This is a genomic window from Acinetobacter sp. YH01021, from assembly GCF_013420255.1.
Lineage (GTDB): Bacteria > Pseudomonadota > Gammaproteobacteria > Pseudomonadales > Moraxellaceae > Acinetobacter.
Genome location: NZ_VOYO01000007.1, coordinates 32,491 through 55,795, shown reverse-complemented (window position 1 = coordinate 55,795; position 23,305 = coordinate 32,491). Strand labels below are relative to the sequence as shown.

Genomic DNA, 23,305 nt, shown 5'->3' with positions numbered 1-23,305 from the left:
TTTAGAAATAAACAGGATTAACGGTTAATTATGGCGAACGCTCCTCGGTCCACATCAAAAAGCAGCACAGCGAAGTCTCCCGACGCTGGAAGCAAGCGTGCCCTAGTGATTGTGGAGTCGCCTGCAAAAGCGAAAACAATCAATAAGTACCTTGGTCCGAACTACATCGTAAAATCATCGGTGGGTCATGTGCGTGACTTACCGACTGGCGGTTCTGCAAAATCGACAGAGAAAAAACCAGCGACACGTACCAAACTGACGGATGCAGAAAAAGCTGAAAAATCACAGAATGCGTTGATTAACCGCATGGGTGTCGATCCGGAACATGACTGGAAAGCCAAATACGAAGTCCTTCCTGGCAAAGAACATGTGGTTGCCGAACTGAAAAAACTGGCATCGCAAGTCGATGAAGTCTATCTGGCAACGGATATGGACAGGGAAGGAGAGGCGATTGCCTGGCATTTAAAAGAAGTCATCGGCGGTGATGATTCGCGTTATCAGCGTGTGGTCTTTAATGAAATTACCAAAAATGCGATTCAGGATGCCTTTAAGCATCCGTCACGTCTGGATACCAATAAAGTCAATGCGCAGCAGGCACGCCGTTTCCTGGATCGTGTCGTGGGCTTTATGATTTCGCCATTGCTTTGGGAAAAGATTGCGCGTGGTCTGTCAGCCGGTCGTGTACAGTCGGTTGCGGTGAAGCTAGTGGTCGAGCGTGAACGTGAAATTCGTGCCTTCATTCCTGAAGAATACTGGCAAGTGTTTGCCGATACCAAATCGAAAAAAGATGATATTCGTCTCGAAGCGGTCAAGCAAAATGGCAAGACGCTCAAGCTACGCAATAAAGCCGAAACTGATGCCTTATTAAACCTGATCAAAGATGCTGATTATACGGTTTCTGCACGTGAAGATAAGCCAACCAAGGTTAATCCAAGTGCGCCGTATATCACGTCAACGCTACAACAGGCAGCCAGTACCCGTCTCGGTTTTTCTGTGAAGAAAACCATGATGCTGGCGCAGCGCCTGTATGAAGCCGGTTTCATTACCTATATGCGTACCGACTCGACATTCTTGAGTGATGATGCGGTGAATATGGTGCGTGGCCATATCGAATCGGAGTTTGGCGAGAAATATTTGCCTGCCAAGCCGAACCGTTATGGCAATAAAGCCGGTGCGCAAGAAGCGCATGAAGCCATTCGTCCATCTATGGTTGGCTTAAAAGGCGACAGCCTAGTGGGTGTTGAGCGTGATGCACAGCGCCTCTATGACTTGATCTGGCGCCAGTTTGTTGCCTGTCAGATGACTCCGGCAGAATATTTGTCTTCTACCATTTTAGTGGATGCCAATGGCGTGGAACTGAAAGCTAAAGGCCGTACCTTGGTCTTTGATGGCTTTACTCGCGTGCGTGGTGCCAATAAAGCCGATGACGATATTTTATTGCCTGCGGTCAAAGTCGGTGAAGTGCTTAAACTTGAGAGACTTGATCCATCTCAACATTTCACCAAGCCACCGGCACGTTTTACTGAAGCCTCACTGGTGAAAGAACTCGAGAAAAAAGGCATTGGCCGTCCATCGACCTATGCTGCGATTATCTCGACCATTCAGGATCGTGGTTATGTGAAACTGGATAACCGTCGTCTCTATGCCGAGAAGATGGGTGAGATCGTTACCGATCGTCTGGATGAAAATTTTAGTAATCTGATGAACTATGCCTTTACCGCAGATCTTGAAGGTCAGCTGGATAAGGTAGCAGATGGTGAGCGTAACTGGAAAGAGCTATTAGACAGCTTCTATGGCGATTTTAAACAACGTTTGACTACAGCGCAGGGTGAAAACGGAATGCGCCGTAATCAGCCTGTAGAAGTGGATGCGGTACACTGTAAAGAATGTGACCGTCCAATGCAGATCCGTACCGGAACCACAGGTGTATTCTTGGGTTGTTCAGGCTATAACTTGCCGCCGAAAGAGCGTTGTAAGGGAACCTTGAACCTGACACCAGTTGAGTCTCTGGCTGCATTGTCTGATGATGAGGCTGCGGAAACTGCTGACCTGATGTCGAAGAAGCGTTGTCCGATCTGTGAAACTGCCATGGACAGCTATGTGATTGATGGCGGTCGTAAACTCCATATCTGTGGGAATAACCCGGACTGTAGTGGTTTTGAACTTGAAGAAGGCGAGTTCAAAATTAAAGGCTATGATGGCCCAAGCATTCCATGCGACAAGTGTGATGGCGAAATGCAGCTGAAGACAGGCCGTTTTGGTCCTTACTTTGCCTGTACCAGCTGTGACAATACCCGTAAAGTCTTAAAGAGCGGTCAGCCTGCACCTCCACGTGTGGATCCGATCAAGATGGAACATTTACGTTCTGCCAAGCATGACGATTTCTTTGTACTGCGTGACGGTGCAGCCGGTTTATTCCTGGCGGCGAGCAAGTTCCCGAAAGTGCGTGAAACCCGTGCACCGAAAGTGGCCGAGATTCGTTCTGTTGCTGATCAGCTTGATCCAAAGTATCAGTTTATCTTGCAGGCACCTGATGTGGACCCGGAAGGGAATCCAACTCTGGTAAAATTTAGCCGTAAGAACCAGTCACAATATATTGGTTCGGAAACTGCAGAAGGCAAGCAAACCAAATGGTCTCTGGTTTATCAGGACGGAAAATGGGTTGAAGCCTAAACTCTAAGATTCAAAAAAATGCTGACGAAAGTCGGCATTTTTTATGTCAGAATCATGTATATAAAAAATTAAAAATAATATCTTGGGGTGGATGTGGATATTCAGACAAAAAAGTTCGCTGTATTAATCGATGCGGATAATTCTTCTATCAACGCGATTTCATCGGTATTGGAGGAAGTTGCGAAATATGGAATTGCCAGTGTCAAACGTGTGTATGGGGACTGGAGCAGCGAAACTTTAAAGAAATGGCGAGATGTACTCCTTCCTCATGCCATCACTCCGGTACAACAATTCGCTTATACCAAGGGTAAAGATGCGACGGATATGATCCTGATCATTGATGCTATGGATTTACTTTATGCAGGCGCATTAGATGGATTTTGTATCGTATCCAGCGATAGCGATTTCACGCCCTTAGCTTCACGTATTCGTGAAAATGGTCTAACAGTGTATGGCTTTGGCAAAAAAGCTACGCCTGAAGCATTTAAGAAAGCCTGTGACAAGTTCATTTATATCGAAAACTTACTTGTAGATAGTGAAATTAAAAATAATGAGGATGGTGAAGAAACAGGATCAATAGATAAAAAAGTTTCGGAGATTATCAAGACTAATGGACAAAAAACTATATCTGCGCAAAAGGAAATTCAGTTACCTGAAGGGATGGATCGAGCTACGCTTAACTTAATTTATAAAGCTGTAAAAGATAATGCCGATGATAATGGATGGGCGAATTTAGGGATGGTCGGGCAGTATATCAGTGCAGTAAAGCCTGATTTTGACTCTCGTAACTATGGTAGAGCCAAATTGTCAGGATTAATAAAAACTTTAAATTTATTTGAAACAAAAATAGAAATGAGTCAGATGTATTTAAGAAAAATGAAAAAGCAGAGTGTGTAATCGATATGTGGAAAAAGATTCGGATTCTGATTTTATTAATCATCTTATTAATTGTCGCAGTCAATGCCTATCGTGATCAAAACCAGAACTGGTCAAAGCCGATTATTGTGTTGCTGCATCCGATTAATGCCGATGGATTGCCGACCACACAGCAATATATCCAGCAACTGTCGAGGCAGGACTTGAATGGAGCACGGGAATATCTGGAAAAAGCAGCTCAGCAGTATCGCGGACAGCCAACTTATTTTTATTTTAATTTAGGTCGTGAGCTGCAAGTTCTACCACCCAAAGTCCCTGAGCAAGCCTCGCTCATCGATACAGTTCTATGGAGTTTAAAATTCCGGTTCTATGCTTGGAAACAACGACAGAGTTCAGATCCTTCAGCCAATGTGACTTTATTTTTAAATTACTATGATCCTGTGCAGACCAAGCAATTGAAACATTCAACTGCTTTGCAAAAAGGCCGAATTGGTTCGGTAAATCTATTTGCATCCAAGCAACAGACTGAACAGAATAAAATTGTCTTGGTTCATGAGTTGCTGCATGCCTTTGGTGCTTCAGATAAATATGATTTGGCCACAGGCCAACCGATTTATCCACTGGGTTATGCATTTCCAGATCAACAACCCTTATTTCCGCAGGCCAAAGCGGAGCTGATGGCAGGATATATCCCGGTGTCTCAAACCACCAGTAAAATGCCAGAATCTTTAAATCAAACTTTGATTAATGAGATAACTGCAATTGAACTGGGCTGGAAATAAAGACTTGTGGATAGTGCTGGATTTATCCACAATTTAGACTTCATTTGTGGATAAAAGATCACACCATGCCGCTCACCTTTGTGCTTGCTCCCGACTCGTTTAAAGAAAGCATGTCTGCTGCACAGGCTTCTCAGGCCATGCAACGCGGTATTCAGAACGTCATTCCGGATGCCCACATTATTCATGTGCCAATGGCTGATGGTGGTGAAGGCACGGTCGATGCACTGATTTCAAGTTTAAAGGGGCAAAGTATTGCATGTGACGTGACCGGGCCATTATCTGAGCAACGTATCCAGACCTATTGGGGGATGGTTGATGCAGGCCAGACTGCCGTGATTGAAATGGCCAAAGCCAATGGCATACATTTGCTTGCAGCAGAAAAGCGTAACCCGATGCTGACTACAACCTATGGCACAGGAGAAATGATCAAACGGGCGCTGGACTTGGGAGTGAAAAAAATCATTGTCGGTTTAGGTGGCAGTGTCACCAATGATGCGGGTGCGGGCATGGCGCAAGCATTGGGTGTGCGGTTTTTAAATCATGCGGGAGAGTCAATTCAGGTCTGTGGTGGAAACTTAGAACTGGTCAAATCAATGGATCTATCCGAACTGGATCCACGTTTAGCAGATACTGAAATACTCATTGCATCGGATGTCAATAATCCGTTGTGTGGGCCAAGTGGTGCCTCTTATATCTTTGGCCCACAGAAAGGGGCAATGCCTGAAATGGTCAAGCAACTGGATCAAAACTTTGGGTATTTTGCCGATGTAGTCGCTGGGCAGTTTGGCCGTGATTATCGTCATGTTGCAGGGGCTGGTGCTGCCGGTGGACTGGGTTTTGGTTTAATGGCATTCACTGCTGCCTCTATTCGGTCCGGGGTGGAACTGATGATTGAACAGGTTCAACTGAATGAGAAAATAGCGCAAGCAGATTATGTCCTGACCGGTGAAGGTAAAATTGATAGTCAAACATCTTTGGGCAAAACCCCTTTTGGGGTAGCACAGCTCGCCAGGCAATTTAATAAACCGGTAATCGCTTTTGCTGGTCTAATCGGTGAAGGAATTGAGGATCTGTTTGAGTCAGGATTTAGCCAGATTATTGGTATTAATCCACCAGATTGTCCTTTAGAAGAAGCCTTAAAAAATGCAGAAATGAACTTGGAGAAAGCTGTCGCTGAGATAGTTAAAAATCTTTTGACAGAGTGAAAGTATTTCTCTCTCCTGCAATCCAGCACGCTTTGTCATCAGGTAATACTAAATCAAAAAATAAAATTGGAGACAGTGTCAGGACAACTGAAAAGCCATAATTCTGGAAGCGATCTGCTAAACTATATACATCCACAAAATGATGAGTGAAAATGAGTTTAGCCACCCTGATTGATGAATTAAATCCCCAACAAAAGCAAGCAGCGATCACAGAAGCAAAACACAGTTTGGTGCTGGCCGGGGCAGGTTGTGGCAAAACCAAGACCATTGTGGCACGCGCAGCTTACTTGATTGATCAAGGCGTACCTGCCAACCAGATTCAGATTCTGACCTTTACCCGCCGTGCGGCCAGTGAAATTGTATCGCGTGTTGAACTGGCACTTGGTGAAGAAGCCAAGGGGCTGCGAGCCTCGACCTTTCATACCTTCTGTATGTATCTGCTGCGCCGTATTCCGAAAGCCTTTGGTCTGGAACAGTTTTCGATTATTGATCGTGATGACCAGCTGATGATGTTCCGCCTGATTCGCGGTCGTGATGACAAGAAAAATCCCAACCATCTGCCAAAACCGCAAGAGTTATGTGACCTGTATTCCTTTGCACGGAATACCCGGCAAAAACTCAGTCTGGCATTAGAAAAACAGATGCCGGAATATCTGGCTCTTAAAGACCAGATTGCCGAAATCATGAAAGAATATGAAGCACGTAAGCAGGCGCGAAGTTTTCTGGATTATGACGATATTCTGGCGATAGTTGCCACCGCATTGGCGCAGTCCGAAGGCTTGGTCGATTATGTCGCTTCCATTTGCCGGCATATGCTGGTCGATGAAATGCAGGATACCAATCCTTTGCAATGGGCTTTGCTGGATCCGTTAAAAGATCGGATCAGCCTATTTTGTGTCGGTGATGATGCGCAGTCAATTTACGGCTTTCGTGGTGCAGACTTTGAAAATATTCACCATTTCAAAGAACGTGTGCCAGATGCGCAAATTTTTAAATTAGAAAAAAACTACCGCTCAACCCAGGAAATTCTGGATCTGTCCAACTGGCTGCTCGATCAGTCTGAAATCAAATATGACAAACGTCTGGAAGCGTATCGCAGAGAAGGTGTTAAGCCGCGCATGCATATCTTCCCGAATGAGTTTGATGAAGCCAAATGGATTGCGATTGATATTAAAGAACGCCATTATCTGCAAGGCAGCAAATGGGGCGAGCATATGGTGCTGGTTCGTTCCAGCTTTGCTGCGCGGCACATTGAAGCGGCCTGTATTGCAGCCAATGTGCCGTATCGATTTATTGGTGGCATGAAGCTGCTGGAAACGGCGCATGTCAAAGATTTGCTCAGCATGCTGCGCGTGGTCGCCAATCCGCTGGATGATATTGCCTGGATGCGTTTCTTAACCCTGTGGAACGGTGTGGGTGATGTCGGTGCCAGCAAGCTGTCACAGCAACTATTGGCTGAACCTGAAATGGATCAGATTGCAAAGAAATTAGAGCAGTTTGGCAAGATACCGCTAGAAACCATTCTGATCATGCAGCAGATGAGTGTGCTCAAAGGTGAAGTGCAATCCTGTGTCAGTCTTGCGATTCAGGCGATTGAATCTCAGTTGGCAGAAAACTATAAAAAGGATTGGCCACGTCGCCAGAGTGATTTTGAACTGGTGAAACAGCTGGCCTCGAAGCATTCGCAGCTGAGTGAATTTTTAGAGGAATATGTGCTGGATCCGGTGTCAATTTCGGAAATCGAACGCCAGTCGGACCATGATGTGGTGACCTTGATTACCATTCACTCGGCAAAAGGCACCGAGCAAAATGTCTGTTATGTGGCCAATGTCACGCCGGGCAATTATCCGCATGCGCGTGCTCAAGGTGATTTTGATGATGTCGAAGAAGAGCGTCGTGTGCTGTATGTAGCGCTGACACGGGCAAAAAATGAATTAATTCTGACCAAACAGAACCTGAATCATTGGGCGCGGGAAACGGTCGATGAGCAGGGGCGTAAAGTCGAAAGTTATTTCCTGAATGATCTCACCCGGCATTTATGCACCACGGAAACCCATTACAAAACCCGGCAGCAAACTGTAAAAAGTGCCTTGATTGAACGCAAGTCGATTAATTTAGATTTTGGGATTGATCTCGATTAAACTATGGCAAAGTTGTTTCATGCAAAAAGTAGAGTAGGCGCGTGCTTTTTGATATTTTTTGCCTATCTTCTTAAGGTTGTAAGATGAAAATTTTAGTTCGTAATTTAGAACGTACTGTCACAGAAGCCGAATTACTGAAACTGTTCCAGGAATATGGCACAGTGGAGACCTGTACTTTGGTGCTTGATGCAGCAACAGGTAAATCAAAAGGTTTTGCTTTTGTAGAAATGCCACATGGCCGTGAAGCAGTCAAAGCCATTAAAGGCCTGAATACTTTACGCCTGCACGGACATGGGATCCGCGTGAAAGCCACAGAAGATAAGCCTCAGGCTTAAACTCAAAAAAGGAGCACTTGATAGGCTCCTTTTTTATGGCTGAAATTTATTATCGCTGTACTTAATTAGTGAGCTCAATGCTCTGAATTTCAATGCTGGATGGATTCAGTCTAAACATCTTTTGATTGCGAAATGCAGGCGAACCTTTTACTTTATAAAAGCCAAAATTTGTTTTAAACCTTAGGAAATCTCGATGACCCGTGTTGCTCGCTATCATGCGGACCGTACCAATCAAAAACTGTATTTCGCCCGTCTATCCTGCCAGCAAGCAGAGCAAACCGAACATGTACAACAGGCTCAGGCACAACGTGAAGCAACTGTGTTTCATTTGCATGGTGCTTTGTTAGCATTTTTACAGGAACTGGTGCGTTACTATCGCCTGAATGATCCTCATCCGACGCTAAAATCGATCGAAGAACTGATGGCGGCCAAAGGCCAGATTTCGCCAGAAGTGGCGGTATTGCAACATTTGTCCAAGAGCGGTTTCATTGCTGAACTGAAGCGCGCGTACCGTCTGTGCCAGTATGCGCCCGAACCAAGTACCCCAGAACCTGAAGACGAAACCTCCTCAAATCTCATCATTAAAGTCACACAGTCTCCACAAGCGTGGTTACCTGATACTGCTATATTGAGAGAGTGGCATCGTGACCTGACGCAATTAATTGATGGTTTTCGTAATGAGATGATTGAATTTTAATCGGATCGGCTGTACTTGAAATTGCAATTTTTAACCCTATATCAATTACTCTAATGATGCAAAGTGCACCCGGCGCTTTGCCACCATGTTGAACATGGAGGATATATGTCTATAGAACAGTTGAAAGATTTATTTGGTAATCAAGACGCGATTTTAGAACTCGTTCAACTTGAAGGTGGCGCGTTGGCTCTACGTAATGCAGGCTCACATAAACAGCCTTTGGTCATGATTCAGTTTAATGATGAGGTGAAAGCTTTACTTGGAGAGCAGACGCCCGTGATTGCGCAACAGATGATTCAGGCAGCACTCTATGGTTTGCTGGAACAGCAGGTCAATGAATGGCAGGCTGAAGTTGTGGATGAAGAACCAAAGTATATGAGTTAATCGTTGAAATTTATTTAGAAAGCACACTATCGGTGTGCTTTTTGAGTGTTATAGGTTATTAAATTAGGCAGATTTTAAGTATCACAAAACGTTCATTTAAAATGAAGATGAAGAAATCAGTATTTTAAAATTTAAGTCGTGAGCAGTCTGAAACCAGTGTATTAATAAAATCTTTGGCTCAGAGATATATTGATGTCCATAAAAAAAAGTTGCCAGATCCGGCAACTTTTTTTTATTCAGTGTTTATTCAAAGAAAAACTTTAATGAGAAGGCGTATGCTGATGCGCGATCTCAATCTGGTTCAAAATATGATTGCTCATATTTTTCGCCATTTCTTCTTTGGCATAATAAACCGCACCGACATTATCTCGACGAATGGCTTCCGCTTCTTCCTTGCTTTCTGCACAGACCAGTACCTGAATTTGTGGATTCAAGGTCTTGGCAATGTCGACAATTTTATGAATATCGATGATATCCATAGGGGAGATGACCAGTAAGCGTGCATGCTGAATATGTGCCTGAATCAGCACTCCAGCTTCAGTGGCTACACCAGACACTGCAGCAATGCCTTTTTCACGCAGATTTTCGACGATGTCACGGTTTTCTTCGGCAATCACCACCTTGATGTTTTCTTCCATCAATGAGCGGGTAATGCGACGACCGACCTCACCATGGCCAATAATGACCACTTGATCGCGCAGGTAATCCTGTGAGACTTCATCGGGTAACATCGCCAGAGGGTCACCACTGCGTTCCAGTAAGCGGGCCAGAGTCGAGCGTTCCCGAATCCATTTCTGTACCGGTTCAATCGCGGAAAAGATAAAGGAGTTAAGCGTAATCGAAATCAAGGCACCTGCCAAAATCAGGTTTTGACCTTCCAGCGAAAGCAGGTTAAGCGAAACACCGAGCGCAGCCAAAATAAAGGAGAATTCACCAATCTGTGCCAGAGAAGCGCCGACGGTCAAGGCGGTATTGATCGGATAGCGAAAGAACAGTACCAGTGCCATGGCTGCAATAGTTTTACCAATCATGATAATCCCGACCACTGCCAGTACATGTAAAGGCTGTTCCAGCAGGATGCGCGGATCAAACAGCATGCCGACGGAGACAAAGAATAAAATCGAGAAAATTTCACGCAGTGGCAAGGTTTCTTCTTCAGCACGATGACTGAAATCAGATTCCTTAACGACCATTCCGGCAAAGAAAGCACCCAGTGCCATGGATACACCAAAGACTTTATAGGCACCAAAGGCAATCGAAACAGCAGCTGCCACCACAGTTAAGGTAAACAGCTCACGTGAACCGAGACGTGCCACCACCTGTATGATCATCGGAATCAAGCGTTTACCAATAATCAGCATGAAGGCAATAAAACCTGCGACTTTGAGCAGGGTAATGCCTAAGGTGAGCCAGATATTCTCATCGCTTGCACCTTCCAGCGCTTGCCCACCTAAAAGCACCGCAGTGGCAGGTAACAGTACCAGCGCCAAGACCATGACCAGATCTTCGACCAGCAACCAGCCAACAGCAATTCGGCCATTGATTGAATCCAGTAAGCCACGATCACCAAGGGCTTTGAGTAGAACCACGGTACTGGCACAAGACAGGCTTAGGCCGAAGACCAGTGCTGAGCCAAAGCTCCAGCCCCACAGCATCGAAACTCCAACCCCGAGCAAGGTGGCAACTGCAATCTGTAAAATCGCACCAGGCAGGGCAATCCGGCGTACCTGCATCAGATCGTTCAGGGAAAAATGCATTCCGACGCCAAACATCAGGAACATGACGCCAAGTTCTGCCAGTTGGTTGGCCAGATGAATATCACCGACCACACCGGGTGTATGGGGACTAATCAGAATGCCGGCAATTAAGTAACCGATCAAAGGGGGAAGACGTAACCGTGCAGCGAGATAGCCAAAGACCAAAGCTAAGCCAAAACCAACAGCCAGTAATATAATGAGCTCTACGTCATGTGGCACTAAATACTCCTTTAGCTAGGTTTGCTGGGAAATAAGCACAAAAAGTGCCAAAACATGCAGAAAGTTTATCAAGTCGGATAAAAAAAGTGCAAAAAAAAACGACCCGCAAAGGTCGTTTTTTTAAAGAAACTAAAATTATTTGATTTTAGCTTCTTTGAAGATTACGTGTTGACGGATTTTTGGATCAAATTTTTTGATTTCCATTTTTTCCGGCATAGTACGTTTGTTCTTAGTCGTGGTATAGAAATAACCTGTACCAGCTGAAGAAACTAAGCGAATTTTATCACGCATGGTTCAGACTCCTTAGATCTTTTGACCTTGAGCACGTAGGTCAGCAACAACCTTTTCAATGCCCAATTTGTCGATAATACGCATACCTTTAGTGGTTAAACGAAGACGTACAAAACGTTTTTCGCTTTCTAACCAGAAACGGTGGTGGTGCAGGTTCGGCTCGAACCGGCGCTTAGTTTTGTTGTTGGCGTGTGAGACGTTGTTACCAACGACTGGACGCTTGCCGGTAACTTGGCAAACCTTAGACATGGTGTAACTCCATTGATTTAGCCAACAGCAAATCTGTATGGCCAGTCAAAAATAAACGGATTGAAATCATTCAAGGGGCGTTTTATATCAAAAATGCGCTTAAAAGACAAGCGATTTTCGTCAAAACGCGGCACGAACTATATCGATAGCTCATGCCTTGATCATTTAGCGGAGAAGTGTCTTCGAAATCAGCTTGTGAATCGGTTTATTGAACGGTGGCAGAATGTATTTCAAGCTATACAGCTTTGGATTCGACATTACTGAGCGTTCATGCGACAAACTGAAGAAGCCTTCTGGGCCATGGTATTTACCCATACCTGATGCACCGACACCCCCAAATGGTAGATCGTCCTGCGCAACATGGGTCAGTACCGTATTTTGCCCGAAATGCCCTGAATGGGTACGCTGTGCGACATAATCGGCACGCGCCTGATCAAAGTCGAAGTAGTATAAAGCAAGTGGACGCGGACGGCTATTAATAAAGTCGATGACATCGTCAATTTGATCATATTCCATGATCGGGAGCAGCGGACCAAAGATTTCATGCTGCATGATCTGCATCATCGGGGTAACATTGGTCACGATGGTCGGTGCAATCTTACGCAGATCAGCCGAGTTTTCACTGCGCGGATTAATTTCAATGACTTGCGCACCCTGTTCGCGTGCATCATCCAGATAACCTTGCAGACGGTTATACTGTTTATCATTGATAATCGAAGTGTAATCCTGATTATGGGTGATATCCGGATACATGCTTTCGACACAGGCTTTAAAGTGATCAATGAACTCGGCAGTTTTCCCGCGAGGCAGGAACATATAGTCTGGCGCTACACAGGTCTGACCGGCATTCCAGAGTTTGCCCACCGCAATCCGCTGTGCGACATCGCGCAGATCAATCGATGGATGCACCAGTACTGGCGATTTACCGCCCAGTTCCAGAATCACCGCCACCAGATTTTCGGCAGCGGCTGCCATGACGGTTTTACCGACTGCAGTTGAGCCGGTGAAAATCAGTTTATCGAAAGGCAAACGACAGAAAGCATCTGAAATCACACCGCCACCATTCACCACAGCGACCAATTCTTTAGGAAAGGCTTCAGCCAAAGCTTTTTCTAAAACTTCACCAAAGGCAGCGGATGCACTGGAAATTTTGATCATGGCATGGTTGCCGGCCGCCAGTGCGCAAATCAGGGGGCCAATCGACAACAACAGCGGATAGTTCCATGGTGCGATAATCCCAACCACGCCTAAAGGCTGATATTGTACCCAGGCTTTAGCCGGCTGATGAATAATGCCCACATGACGCTTGGAAGGTTTCATCCACCGGGTCAGGTTTTTGCTGTAATATTTGATATGTTCCAGACAGGTGAGCAGTTCACCAATCTTGGTTTCCCCGATTGAACGGTTACCATAGTCCTGATTAATTGCATCAGCAAATTGATCTTGATACTTAACTAAGATACGCTTAAGTCGAGCTAAACGATCGATACGTTCCTTTGCAGTCGGCAGAGGGTAGTGTAAGTAAGCGTGTTTTTGTTGCGCCAAGACTTCATTCAGATATTGGCTATCAAAAAAATGTGGTGTCATTGATGTTGTTTTTGTATGACTGTTCATGCCGCACTACCATTATTCAAAAATCGATTAATTAATTTTTAGAGCAAATACTCTAATTAGTCAAGTGACTTTGTGTGTTAGCCTGCTAATGCATGAACTGAATGGTTATTTTAGGATGTCCCAAACCAAAACCTTAAAAACTAAAGAGCGTATCTTGCAGCTCAGTTTGCAGCTGTTTAACGAGCGTGGCGAACGATCGGTAACCACCAATCATATTGCGGCTGAACTCGGCATGAGCCCGGGTAACTTGTATTATCATTTCCGCAATAAAAATGAAATTATTAAAGAATTGATGGAACAGTACCAGCATCAGACGCTAGAAATGCTGGCGCTGCCGGATGACCGCGCGCTGGATGCCAATGACAAGGTGCATTATTTTCAGGTGCTGAGCAGCCAGTTATGGGCTTATCGTTTCCTGCATCGTGATGTCTATCATCTGGTAGAAAATAACGAAGATTTTCGCAAGATGTATCCACGCTTTGCCGGGCAGGTCATGCAGCAGGGCCAGAAAATCTATAAGGGCTTTGTCAATGCAGGCCTGATGGACATGACCGATTCAGAAATTGAAGCCCTGATCATTAACCTGTGGATTGTACTGACCAACTGGACCAATTTCCTGTATATGTCAGGTCATCTGACCGATTCCAATACCCTGGAAGAAAAATGGGTCTGGCAGGCACTGCGCCAGATGGTATTCCTGGAAGGGGCGTATTTACGTGGTGAAAGTCGTCAAACCTATGAAGGTTTATTGAATAGTTTGGGTTCTTCGGAACTTTTTGCCAGCCTGTCGTCGTCTAAAGATTCTGAATCTGAACAAACTATTCAGAATATCCAAGAAACGCGCTAGAATACTCGGCTTATTTTTTAATTTAACTGATTAGTGACTTAAACCAACATGAATATGACGACTGCTAACACCGCACGTTTATTGATTACTTGTGAAGACAAGCCGGGCATCGTGCAGGCTGTTTCGAGCTTCTTGTATCATCAAGGTGCCAACATTACTGCGCTTGACCAATATGCGACAGCAGCGCAGGGCGGACGTTACTTCATGCGCGTTGAATTTGAATTAGATAATCTTCAAAGTCGCAAAGAAAGTATTACCCAGACTTTTGCAGCGAATGTGGCGGAACGCTATGGCATGCAATGGCGTCTGGCTCTGGTCAGTGACGTGAAAAAAGTCGGTATTTTGGTGTCTAAAGTCGATCATGCCTTGCTTGAGCTGTTATGGCGTCATGCGCGTGGTGGTTTGCCTTGTGAAATTACCAAAGTGGTGTCGAATCACGAGACTTTACGTGAAGCAGTTGAAAATTTTGGCATTCCATTCGAAGTCGTGCCGGTGACCAAAGACAACAAACCAGAAGCTTATGCAGAAATCGACCAGTTGATGCAGGGCAATGACCTGTTGGTGCTGGCGCGTTATATGCAGATTCTGGATGAAGAATTTGTCAGCAAGTGGGAAATGAAAGTGATCAACATTCACCATTCTTTCCTGCCAGCTTTCGTAGGTGCCAATCCGTACAAACAGGCCTATGAAAAAGGCGTGAAGCTGATTGGTGCAACTGCACACTATGTGACTGCTGATCTGGATCAAGGTCCGATCATCGAGCAGGATGTGGAGCGCGTGAACCATGACTTTACCGTTGAGCAGTTACGTGAACTCGGTCAGGATGTGGAACGTAATGTATTGGCCCGTGCGGTAAAATGGCATTTGGAAGACCGTATTATTGTCGATGGTAACAAGACTGTCGTGTTCCAATAAGACTTGCATTGAGTTTTAAAAAGGCATACTTTTAGTGTGCCTTTTTTGTTTTGATGCAAAAAAAGTCAGTCAAAGGAAGGATTAGCGGTTGCAAATGAAAACACTTCTCATTTATTATTGGCATACTTTAATTGTGCTAACCGATGAGCTTGATAGTTTGTTCCACATCATCTCTTCAAGGTAATAGATTTAATGAGTCAAGTTGCTGCGCCCCAAATGCCTACACCGCCAAATCAGATGAAAAAGAAAGTCATCTCTATCGTGGCGGCTGTACTGATTGGGCATGTGGGTGTGTTATATGCGATCAGCCAGATGAAGGCGCCTGAGCTGACACCCATTGATAAGCAACCCTTAAAAGTGCGCTTTGTAAAGCTTCAGGAAGCGCCAAAACCTTTACCGCCAAAGCCGAAGGCCGAGCCACAAAAAGAGCCGCCTAAGCCTAAAGAAGTCAAAATTGTCGATAAACCGCTGCCACCACCACCGAAAAAAGTAGAAAAAATCGAGCAGGTGAAAAAGGCTGAAGCGCCAAAAGTAGTCAAAGCACCACCAGTTGAAGCAAAACCAACCCCAAGTCCGGTCGTGCCGACAGTGGTCACTGAAACTAAAGTTAAACCGGCACCTGCTCCGGTCGCGCCACCTGCGCCTGTGGCACCGCCAGCACCTGCTGCGCCGCCATCCCCGAAAAGTGTATCGATTGGTGGGGGCGTGTCCTGGCAGCGTTCACCAAAAGTCTCACTCTCTGCAGGTGAATTAAAATCAGCCTGTTCACTGGTAGTAGATGTTTCAGCGAATGAGCAGGGTAAAGTAGTTTCTGCGACTGCACGAAATTCAAGTTGTAGCCCGGCGGTAACGCGCAAAGTAGAAGCCGCGGTACGTCGTGCACAACTCACCAAATATGTTGAAAATGGTGTGGCTTATCCAACCCGTGTGGAACAGCCTTTCGATTTTCAGGTTAAATAACGGCTCACCCATTAGGAGTTCGAATATGAACTTTTCAGTTTATTGGCAACACGCTGATGCAGTCAGTAAAACACTGTATTTCGTGTTATTGGCAATGTCGATTGCGACATGGACCATATTTGTGCTGCGTTTGATGGGCACTCGCCAACTGAAACAGATTGCCTATGCTCAGTTATCTAAGGCATTGGAACAACTGAAAACCAAACTGGCTCCTTTGGGCTTTGAACAGCGTAAGGCAGTGGCAGAACAGGCGCTGTTACGCCAGATTTCAGCAGAAAAAGCCAATGCCGAAAAAGGTGTATCAGTTTTGGGTACCATCGCATCGATCTCTCCATTTGTCGGTTTGTTCGGTACGGTATGGGGCATCTTCCATGCGCTGGTTGCTGTTGGTAAAAGTGGTCAGGCTGGTCTGGCACAAGTAGCAACTCCAGTCGGTGAAGCCTTGATTATGACGGGCTTAGGTCTGGCAGTCGCAATTCCTGCGGTACTGGCTTATAACATCTGTGTACGTGCTAATCGTGGCTTGGCTCATGAATTACAGGATCAGGCACACGGTCTGTTGATTGATACCATGCTGCAACAGGAATCTGCTGCAAAAAAGTCTGATGAAAAAGTAACACAACAGAGTTTCGTGGGAGGTCAAGCTTAATGGCTTTTCAACTGGGTGAAGACAACGATGTAGGCATGAATGAGATGAACCTCATTCCCCTCATCGACATTATGTTGGTATTGATGATCATCTTTCTGGTGACAGCGACCGTTGCGAACCCATCAATTCCATTAACCTTGCCACAAACGACTGCGGAGATTATCGATCTGCCGCCTGAAAATGTCACGATCAGCATCAATGCCGAAGGTGACATTGCCTGGAATGGCGATGTATTGACGCTAGAACAGCTTGAAACCCGTTTTAATGAAGCGGGCCAAGCTGAACGTCAGCCGACCATTGTGCTGAAAGCGGATAAAGAATCACGTTATGACTCTGTGGCGCAAGTCATGTCGCGTGCGAGTGGAGCCGGACTCAGCGATATTGCTTTTGCAACTGATAACTAAGATTTAGGTAATAAAAAAAGCGACTGATTGCAGTCGCTTTTTTTATGCCCATTTTTCATGAAACTTAATGGGTTTTTAATAAGGTGGTAAATTTGCTGCGTAATTTATTCAATTTTGGCGGAATGGCAAAATTACAATAGCCCTGGGTCGGGTTCTTGGCAAAGAAGTTTTGATGATAGTCTTCCGCCGGATAGAAAGTTGGGGTAGGGCTCAGTTCAGTCACCACATTGATGCCATCTGCTTTCAGGGCATTGATCGCCTGCTGCGCCTGTTGCTGCTGCTCATCATTCAGATAGTAAATTACAGAACGATACTGGGTGCCGACATCATTGCCCTGACGGTTTAATGTAGTTGGATCATGGGTCGCAAAAAATACATCGAGCAACTGAGTATAGTTAATCTGGTTTTCATCGAAATCGATCAGAATGACTTCGGCATGGCCGGTATTGCCACCACAGACATCATCATAGTTTGGCTGAGTTGTGTGCCCACCTGCATAGCCACTGATGACCTGCTGAACCCCCTGGATCTGTAAAAATACGGCTTCAGTACACCAAAAGCATCCCCCACCGAAAAGTGCCTGTTGCATGGTTGATTCCTCATTCAATTAAATAACTCAATCGGGCTGATGGTTAAATTCCAGCTCATCAGTATGAAAGATAAAAAAGCCTGTCCATACAGGCTTTTTGTAGGGAAGTATTAACGCGGCTGAACAGCACTTTCCAGCTGGATCAAGAGATTTCCATGGCGATCCAGTAATTTTAAGGTTTTACCAAACACTTGATAATGAGTCACTTTGGCTAAAGCTTCATTAAATTTCTGATCAAGCTGATCGTTATTCATACAGGCCATACGGGTAGTGGCCATTTGGTTCAGGGTCAGCGTGTCTTTCGCTGCTGTGTAGCTGCCCATAATCCGGTTACAGCTATCTGAACCTGAAACGCGCTGGGTACTGGCATCAAATTGCAGACTCGGAACATTGCGTGCGGTTGGCACCGTCTTGATTTCAGTATTGCCAATCTGGGTTGCAATCCAGATACGATTTTGCAAAAGTTGTAAATGATTCGCGGTTTGTGTCGTGGCTGTATTGGGTACAGTTTCGCAGCCCATGACCGTTAAAACCGAGCCTAAAATCGCGATTGCAGTTAATTTTTTTAGCATGAGAGATACTCTGATCATTGACTAGCTGTTTGTATATAAACAAAAAAATGATCAAGGTTCCAGTTGATTTTGTATCTTTATTGAAGTGGATTTGCTACACAGTTATTGCATGTCGGGTTTTGGTAGACCTTGTCGCATGAGTCTTGAATAGTCCTGACTGGAGAGATTAGCGGTGCGTTCTACCCGTGGATTGACATGTGCCCGTTGATACCAAGTGTGCATATCCCAAGACTGTTCCAGTACTTTAAGATCATAGAGATAATTCGGTAAATAGCCGGAGGCCAGCAACCGGTAATCTGAGGGTAGCTGTTGTTGCGATATCGCCTGAACCATATCAAAGACTAGTGTGGTGCAATTACTGGTCAGGGTATTGTACCATTTTGGCTTTTGTGCCAGTTCATCGGCCTGACGCAGATATTCCTTGAATAGCGCTTTAGCCTGAGCTTTCGGCATTTTGACCGGGAAAAAATAGACCTGTTCACCACGGACATTGCTGCGGGTATAAACAATATCCTTTTCGTCTGATGCAACCAGACTCAGTTCATATTTTCGGAAAAAGCCACCAATTGCTGAAAACTCTTCATTCTTTTCCTTGCGGATTTCAATCGAGAAGGTGAGTGGCTTTTGATTGGCAAAATCAAAGCTGACCAGAGTGTGAGCAATTTTCGGTCCCATCCAGTAAGAGGTAATGATATTTACCCCGGTCATCTGATTTAGGTCAAAACTCCGGCTTTCCCAGCGTTCGATATAGCGACCATCGGCCTGCCAGTCGAAATTACGAATATTATGCAGGGTGACCTGATCGCCTTGTTGTTCATAATGCAGAAGCTGGGAAACCTCAGGATTCCACTCTCGATCCTGACGCGCTTCCAGACTGAAATATCCTAGCAGACAGAATAAAAAGGCCAGAAGATAAAGAACGCTATCCACTTGGCGGGAGATCAGATGCCGGGTGAAATAAATCCCGAGAACGACCAGCGCAAAGGTCAGCCAGAGTCCAATCAGCATCAAGCTGCCGATTTTTCCGAGGGGTTGATGAACCCAGAGCATCAGGCTGAACCACAGGCTCGACAGAAGGACGAATAAAGTAAACAGGCTGCCCAGTAGCCACAGACTCCAATGTCTGGAGATGTATTCGCGTCCCTGCATCATCACTTTTTCATGAGAAATAGGCTTTATTTTCTGTAGGTTGCGAACTCAAAAGCAATGCCGGTTTTGTCGTCGATATGTTGCTCGGCAGCGACTTTTTTAAATTCTGCTGGAATCGCTGGATAATAGGCATCGCCCTGTACATCCAGTTCGACATGGGTCAGTTCCAGACGGTCTGCAATATCCATAGTCTGTTTAAAGATTTCACCACCACCAATGATGAAAATGGTTTCAGGTTTTTCTGAAGCCTTTACATCTGCAACGGCCTGACTCAGCGCATCTTCAATGCTATAAGCGACTTTGGTGCCTGCAAATGCCCAGTCTGGATCACGGGTAATGACCCAGTTCACGCGTTTAGGCAAGGTACGTCCCATCGATTCTAGTGTCTTGCGACCCATCACCACCACACCGCCTTGGGTGATTTCCTTGAAGTGTTTCAGGTCGGCAGAGATATGCCAAGGTAGGTCATTGCCCTTGCCGATACAACGCTGCTGATCCATGGCAACGACGTGTACAACTTCTAAATCTTGAAATGACATGTATTGAATCCTTCTTATCAAGCCCAAAGTCCTTCGTGTAATTTTTTACTGGTACGAAAGAAAGGTTAAAAATCTATATTGATTGCCTTCATGCTTTAGGGCTAGGAATAATTTTGAAAGGAGTTGGCGATTTACGTGTGGTAAAAAACCTCTTCCTAGCCCTCTCCTAGGAAGAGAGGGAACTTTATAATAAAGAACATTAAACAGCGACAGGGGCTTTAATGCCTGGATGAGATTCATAACCGACAATTTCGATATCTTCAAATTTAAAATCGAACAGGTCTTTGATCTCAGGATTTAGTTTTAATTGACAAAGGCCGAGTGGCTCACGGCTAAGCTGCAACTGTGCCTGTTCAAAATGGTTGCTGTACAAATGGGTATCGCCGCCAGTCCAGACAAAGTCACCAACATCCAGATCACAGACTTGCGCGATCATATGCGTCAACAAAGCATAGCTGGCAATGTTAAATGGTACACCCAAAAATACATCAGCACTGCGCTGGTACAACTGGCAAGACAATTTGCCATTGTGTACAAAGAACTGGAACAGGGTATGACAAGGTGGTAATGCGACCTGCCCCGCTTCATTTGGGTTCCAGCCCGATACAATCAGACGGCGCGAATTTGGATTGGTTTTAATTTCATTGATCAACCATTTGATCTGGTCAAAACCATCTTGGTTATAGCTATTGTCTGCATTTTTGCTGGCACCAAAATTACGCCATTGGTGACCATATACTGGGCCTAATTCGCCTTCAGGACGGCCAAAACGCGCAGTTTGTTCTGCGGTCGCCCATTCATCCCAAATCGAGACTTTATTGTCTTTTAAATACTGAACATTGGTATCGCCTTTCAGGAACCACAACAGTTCAATCACGATAGAACGGAAATGAACTTTTTTAGTGGTGAGTAAAGGAAAACCTTGGGAAAGATCAAAGCGCATCTGATGACCAAATACCGAACGTGTACCTGTACCGGTACGGTCGCCTTTATCGCCGCCGTTGTCGAGGATATGTTGTAAAAGGTCAAGATATTGGCGCATAGTTCTCTCTATTTGAATCTGTTGAAAATTGCCGTTTTAACAGCAGAACGGATTATTTTATAATCAATTTTCTGTCGAAAGGGACAATTTAAATTGCGCACATCATAGCATTTTTTGATGAGCTTTCATCGCCCAAATTGAGAATAAAAAAGACCTCCTGATGGAGGTCTTTTGATTGCAGCTTAAACGGTTTTATGGCCAGTATGAACTGTATGAATCAGATCAGACAGATCATATCCCAAGGATTCTGCATAACTTAAATATTCACGTTGAGTCGCTGCGTCCAGACTGGTATTGCGATGCAATAGCCATAAATATTCTTTATTCGGTTCGCCTACAAGCGCGGTCTGATAATCTGGATCAATTTTTAATACCCAGTAATCGCCCTTGGTAAAGGGAATCCAACGCAGGCCTTCAGGTAAAAAGCTGACTTCGAGCTTGGCATGTTCTGCATCGACAATGGTCGCTTCAGCAATGGCTTCATCCACCTTGCCATTTTCATTCAAGCTCTATACCGCAGAAATATCGGTGCTGTCTTCAGGTTGGCGCTTCATCGGCAAGTGTGCAAAGTCATACCAGGTACTTAAATATTGTTCTAAATTAAAATTTGAAACGGTACTTAAAGTCTGACTCATTTTTCTTCTCTGTTTAGTTCAATAGTTAAAGTTTAGTTCAAGGTTTAAAAATGCCGCATCAGTGTAATACAGGCGGTAAAGCTCAAAATGATGTAATCATGTGGTGAAATGTTATCTGAAAATGGCCGAGCTACAGATTAAATCCACACGTTTGAGTAGAAAAAGATAAGGACTCATTTTGCGTATTTCAGGCTGAAAAAGCTTTGCAAGGCATTGGAATTGGCTTTGCTTTACATTTTTTTTGCAAAGATGATGGGTTTTGTAACTGTATGAGAAAGAACGGCTTAATTTGAATGCCGGAAAAATAGACAAATTTATTTACATTTTTAATGTGAAAGATAACATTTAAACGACTAGTATTCTCGGCTTGTTAACAATATGAAAGCCTAAATTACAGGCGAGGAGCGGTTGGTAAGGCATGATCTATGATCATCAAGTAAACATGAGCGAAGTATATGCTCCTGTCCAAGCGAATATCATGGTGCGTTCCCAATCGGAGCAAAGACCTAAAAAGTCATCCCAAAAAGCCACTGTCCGTAACGCTTCAGGCGTAAGCAATGGCCATCGTATCAATATCGAGAAATTTACCAGTTATCTGCAAGGCATTACCCGAAATACCAGTACACAGAAATGTGCGCGCAGTATTCGTGTCGGTCTGCAATCTTCTGGTGCGAAAATTGTGAATCATCCGGTCGCAGCAGCAGATTGGGGAAGTACCCTGATGCAGCTGGGTTATAAGAAAATTAATGCTTCTTTTGATCGGCCGAAAAAAGGCGATATCTATATTATTGACCGTACTCAGGGACATAAATATGGACATATCGCGGCTTATTCAGGTAGTGCCTGGGTATCGGATTTTAAACAGCGAGATCATGCGGTTTATCGCAATAAAAACGTGACTTATAGTTACTATCGTCTGGAAACTTACTTCTAAGAAAACACTGCGAAGTGATCAGTCCTCAAAACGCTTCGCACGGCTTTCATAGATTGAAACGATAAATAATCCAATCGCGGCAAAGCCAAGACATTGCAGACCCAAGGCAAATTTGCCCCATTGCTGGTGCTGTTCTGGTAAATAGCCAAACAGGGTAATTAAGGCAATGATGGGGATGACCCGGCTCAAGGCGCTAAAGCCATTTGCATAGGGATTGGATTTTGAGATTTTCAGGCGGAAATGGTGTAGTAAATGCACGACAATTCCAATCGCTAAACTCACCCCCACAAATACCGGATCTAACTGGGCCACAGTCGATGCTGTATAAATCAAAATACAGGTCGCGATGATGGCGATGAGTTTGATTTGACGGCTACAGCGTTCCGAATACCAGAACTCAAGCATGGGGTGAACCTGCATCTGATTTGTTCTGATTGAGCAGGGACAGTGGAGAAAACAGACAAATTGCCAGTGCCATAAAGGCAATGCCTTGTGCACCCGGAATCAGGATTTCGCCCTGTTGCATATTCATAAAAACTAAAGCAATCAATAAGGCAATTGGAATCCAGGTCAGTAATCTATACAGCAAACCGGTCGGATTTTTGCTGGCAAAGTGGATTTTGCAGTAACGACAGATCAGAAAAATGATGCCGGTACCGACAAACATCAAAATAGAATCTAAGGGCAGCGGTTCCATCCAGTACAAGCCTGCAGCTGTCGCTGCAATCACAATAAAGATCAACAGTTTTTTGAGAACAGACACCTGCGGATTAAACCAGAACTCAAGCATAATGATGAAAGAATAGAAGAGATAATCGGCACTTTAGCATATTTTGAGTATAAAAAA

The 23,305-nt window shown here is 44.8% G+C and carries 27 protein-coding genes; 14 read left to right on the top strand and 13 right to left on the bottom strand.

The genetic code is table 11. The features are described from left to right. Window positions 1-30: 30 nt before the first annotated feature. From topA to FTT86_RS07275, 8 genes are all read left to right on the top strand, one after another. The gene (gene topA / locus FTT86_RS07310; protein ID WP_005261741.1) at window positions 31-2,673 is read left to right on the top strand and encodes a type I DNA topoisomerase; all 2,643 of its coding nucleotides are present in this window, start codon (window positions 31-33) and stop codon (window positions 2,671-2,673) included. A gap of 93 nt (window positions 2,674-2,766) precedes the next feature. Beyond that, window positions 2,767-3,570, top strand: coding sequence for an NYN domain-containing protein (locus tag FTT86_RS07305; RefSeq protein ID WP_034439084.1), 804 nt, complete (start codon window positions 2,767-2,769; stop codon window positions 3,568-3,570). A 5-nt stretch (window positions 3,571-3,575) separates the two neighbouring features. Then, window positions 3,576-4,331 (top strand): hypothetical protein, encoded by a 756-nt coding sequence (locus tag FTT86_RS07300; protein WP_180180910.1) that lies wholly within the window; start codon window positions 3,576-3,578, stop codon window positions 4,329-4,331. A 65-nt stretch (window positions 4,332-4,396) separates the two neighbouring features. Further along, window positions 4,397-5,536 (top strand): glycerate kinase, encoded by a 1,140-nt coding sequence (locus FTT86_RS07295; RefSeq protein ID WP_121979824.1) that lies wholly within the window; start codon window positions 4,397-4,399, stop codon window positions 5,534-5,536. Window positions 5,537-5,688: 152 nt separating this feature from the next. Continuing rightward, window positions 5,689-7,677: an ATP-dependent helicase gene (locus FTT86_RS07290; RefSeq protein WP_180180909.1), complete on the top strand. Its 1,989-nt coding sequence runs from the start codon at window positions 5,689-5,691 to the stop codon at window positions 7,675-7,677. 83 nt (window positions 7,678-7,760) lie between these two features. Continuing rightward, window positions 7,761-8,012, top strand: a complete 252-nt coding sequence (locus FTT86_RS07285) for an RNA-binding protein (RefSeq protein ID WP_005103025.1) — start codon at window positions 7,761-7,763, stop codon at window positions 8,010-8,012. A 193-nt stretch (window positions 8,013-8,205) separates the two neighbouring features. Continuing rightward, the gene (locus tag FTT86_RS07280) at window positions 8,206-8,709 is read left to right on the top strand and encodes a DUF6586 family protein (protein WP_004278463.1); all 504 of its coding nucleotides are present in this window, start codon (window positions 8,206-8,208) and stop codon (window positions 8,707-8,709) included. A gap of 105 nt (window positions 8,710-8,814) precedes the next feature. Next, window positions 8,815-9,093, top strand: a complete 279-nt coding sequence (locus tag FTT86_RS07275) for a hypothetical protein (RefSeq protein WP_004278462.1) — start codon at window positions 8,815-8,817, stop codon at window positions 9,091-9,093. Window positions 9,094-9,353: 260 nt separating this feature from the next. Here FTT86_RS07275 and FTT86_RS07270 read toward each other — a convergent pair whose 3' ends face one another. From FTT86_RS07270 to FTT86_RS07255, 4 genes are all read right to left on the bottom strand, one after another. Next, window positions 9,354-11,069 carry a cation:proton antiporter gene (locus tag FTT86_RS07270; protein ID WP_180180908.1) on the bottom strand — a complete coding sequence of 572 codons (1,716 nt, stop codon included), beginning with the start codon at window positions 11,067-11,069 and terminating at the stop codon, window positions 9,354-9,356. A 135-nt stretch (window positions 11,070-11,204) separates the two neighbouring features. Then, a complete protein-coding gene (gene rpmG / locus FTT86_RS07265) occupies window positions 11,205-11,360 on the bottom strand; it encodes a 50S ribosomal protein L33 (protein ID WP_001205031.1) in 156 nt (51 codons plus the stop codon). 12 nt (window positions 11,361-11,372) lie between these two features. Continuing rightward, complete coding sequence (gene rpmB / locus FTT86_RS07260) at window positions 11,373-11,609, bottom strand: 50S ribosomal protein L28 (RefSeq protein WP_000048256.1); 237 nt, start codon at window positions 11,607-11,609, stop codon at window positions 11,373-11,375. 165 nt (window positions 11,610-11,774) lie between these two features. After that, on the bottom strand, window positions 11,775-13,223 hold the full coding sequence (locus FTT86_RS07255; protein WP_180087233.1) for a coniferyl aldehyde dehydrogenase: 1,449 nt from the start codon (window positions 13,221-13,223) through the stop codon (window positions 11,775-11,777). A gap of 115 nt (window positions 13,224-13,338) precedes the next feature. Here FTT86_RS07255 and FTT86_RS07250 point away from each other — a divergent pair, with 115 nt between their 5' ends. The 5 genes from FTT86_RS07250 (at window position 13,339) to FTT86_RS07230 (ending at window position 16,998) form a co-directional block, all read left to right on the top strand. Continuing rightward, entirely contained in the window at window positions 13,339-14,070 is a 732-nt protein-coding gene (locus tag FTT86_RS07250; RefSeq protein ID WP_180082934.1) for a TetR/AcrR family transcriptional regulator, read from the top strand. 48 nt (window positions 14,071-14,118) lie between these two features. Continuing rightward, complete coding sequence (gene purU, locus FTT86_RS07245; RefSeq protein ID WP_004278437.1) at window positions 14,119-14,985, top strand: formyltetrahydrofolate deformylase; 867 nt, start codon at window positions 14,119-14,121, stop codon at window positions 14,983-14,985. A 192-nt stretch (window positions 14,986-15,177) separates the two neighbouring features. Beyond that, entirely contained in the window at window positions 15,178-15,945 is a 768-nt protein-coding gene (locus FTT86_RS07240) for a TonB-dependent receptor (protein ID WP_180180907.1), read from the top strand. Between the two features lie 25 nt (window positions 15,946-15,970). Beyond that, window positions 15,971-16,594 carry a MotA/TolQ/ExbB proton channel family protein gene (locus FTT86_RS07235; protein WP_005250649.1) on the top strand — a complete coding sequence of 208 codons (624 nt, stop codon included), beginning with the start codon at window positions 15,971-15,973 and terminating at the stop codon, window positions 16,592-16,594. Continuing rightward, window positions 16,594-16,998 carry a biopolymer transporter ExbD gene (locus FTT86_RS07230; RefSeq protein WP_004278434.1) on the top strand — a complete coding sequence of 135 codons (405 nt, stop codon included), beginning with the start codon at window positions 16,594-16,596 and terminating at the stop codon, window positions 16,996-16,998. The genes FTT86_RS07235 and FTT86_RS07230 overlap by 1 nt, the downstream gene beginning before the upstream one ends. Window positions 16,999-17,062: 64 nt before the next feature. On the opposite strand, the gene msrA is transcribed toward FTT86_RS07230, so the two are convergent. From msrA to FTT86_RS16285, 7 genes are all read right to left on the bottom strand, one after another. Beyond that, window positions 17,063-17,587 (bottom strand): peptide-methionine (S)-S-oxide reductase MsrA, encoded by a 525-nt coding sequence (gene msrA / locus FTT86_RS07225; protein ID WP_180180906.1) that lies wholly within the window; start codon window positions 17,585-17,587, stop codon window positions 17,063-17,065. A 110-nt stretch (window positions 17,588-17,697) separates the two neighbouring features. Beyond that, window positions 17,698-18,159: an META domain-containing protein gene (locus FTT86_RS07220; protein ID WP_180180905.1), complete on the bottom strand. Its 462-nt coding sequence runs from the start codon at window positions 18,157-18,159 to the stop codon at window positions 17,698-17,700. A gap of 102 nt (window positions 18,160-18,261) precedes the next feature. Then, window positions 18,262-19,311, bottom strand: coding sequence for a DUF4105 domain-containing protein (locus FTT86_RS07215; protein ID WP_180180904.1), 1,050 nt, complete (start codon window positions 19,309-19,311; stop codon window positions 18,262-18,264). 23 nt (window positions 19,312-19,334) lie between these two features. Then, complete coding sequence (locus tag FTT86_RS07210; protein WP_004278430.1) at window positions 19,335-19,847, bottom strand: dihydrofolate reductase; 513 nt, start codon at window positions 19,845-19,847, stop codon at window positions 19,335-19,337. A gap of 199 nt (window positions 19,848-20,046) precedes the next feature. Beyond that, window positions 20,047-20,889 (bottom strand): thymidylate synthase, encoded by an 843-nt coding sequence (thyA, locus tag FTT86_RS07205; protein ID WP_180180903.1) that lies wholly within the window; start codon window positions 20,887-20,889, stop codon window positions 20,047-20,049. A gap of 182 nt (window positions 20,890-21,071) precedes the next feature. Then, complete coding sequence (locus FTT86_RS07200; protein ID WP_218947196.1) at window positions 21,072-21,395, bottom strand: lipocalin family protein; 324 nt, start codon at window positions 21,393-21,395, stop codon at window positions 21,072-21,074. 3 nt (window positions 21,396-21,398) lie between these two features. Continuing rightward, window positions 21,399-21,524, bottom strand: a complete 126-nt coding sequence (locus FTT86_RS16285) for a hypothetical protein (protein WP_257221172.1) — start codon at window positions 21,522-21,524, stop codon at window positions 21,399-21,401. 418 nt (window positions 21,525-21,942) lie between these two features. Between FTT86_RS16285 and FTT86_RS07195 the strand changes: the two genes are divergently transcribed. After that, window positions 21,943-22,458, top strand: a complete 516-nt coding sequence (locus tag FTT86_RS07195) for a hypothetical protein (RefSeq protein WP_005107935.1) — start codon at window positions 21,943-21,945, stop codon at window positions 22,456-22,458. Window positions 22,459-22,476: 18 nt separating this feature from the next. Here FTT86_RS07195 and FTT86_RS07190 read toward each other — a convergent pair whose 3' ends face one another. Beyond that, window positions 22,477-22,863: a hypothetical protein gene (locus tag FTT86_RS07190; protein WP_005107934.1), complete on the bottom strand. Its 387-nt coding sequence runs from the start codon at window positions 22,861-22,863 to the stop codon at window positions 22,477-22,479. Further along, window positions 22,856-23,248: a hypothetical protein gene (locus tag FTT86_RS07185; protein ID WP_005107933.1), complete on the bottom strand. Its 393-nt coding sequence runs from the start codon at window positions 23,246-23,248 to the stop codon at window positions 22,856-22,858. Before FTT86_RS07185 ends, FTT86_RS07190 begins: the two co-directional genes overlap by 8 nt. Window positions 23,249-23,305: the final 57 nt, after the last annotated feature.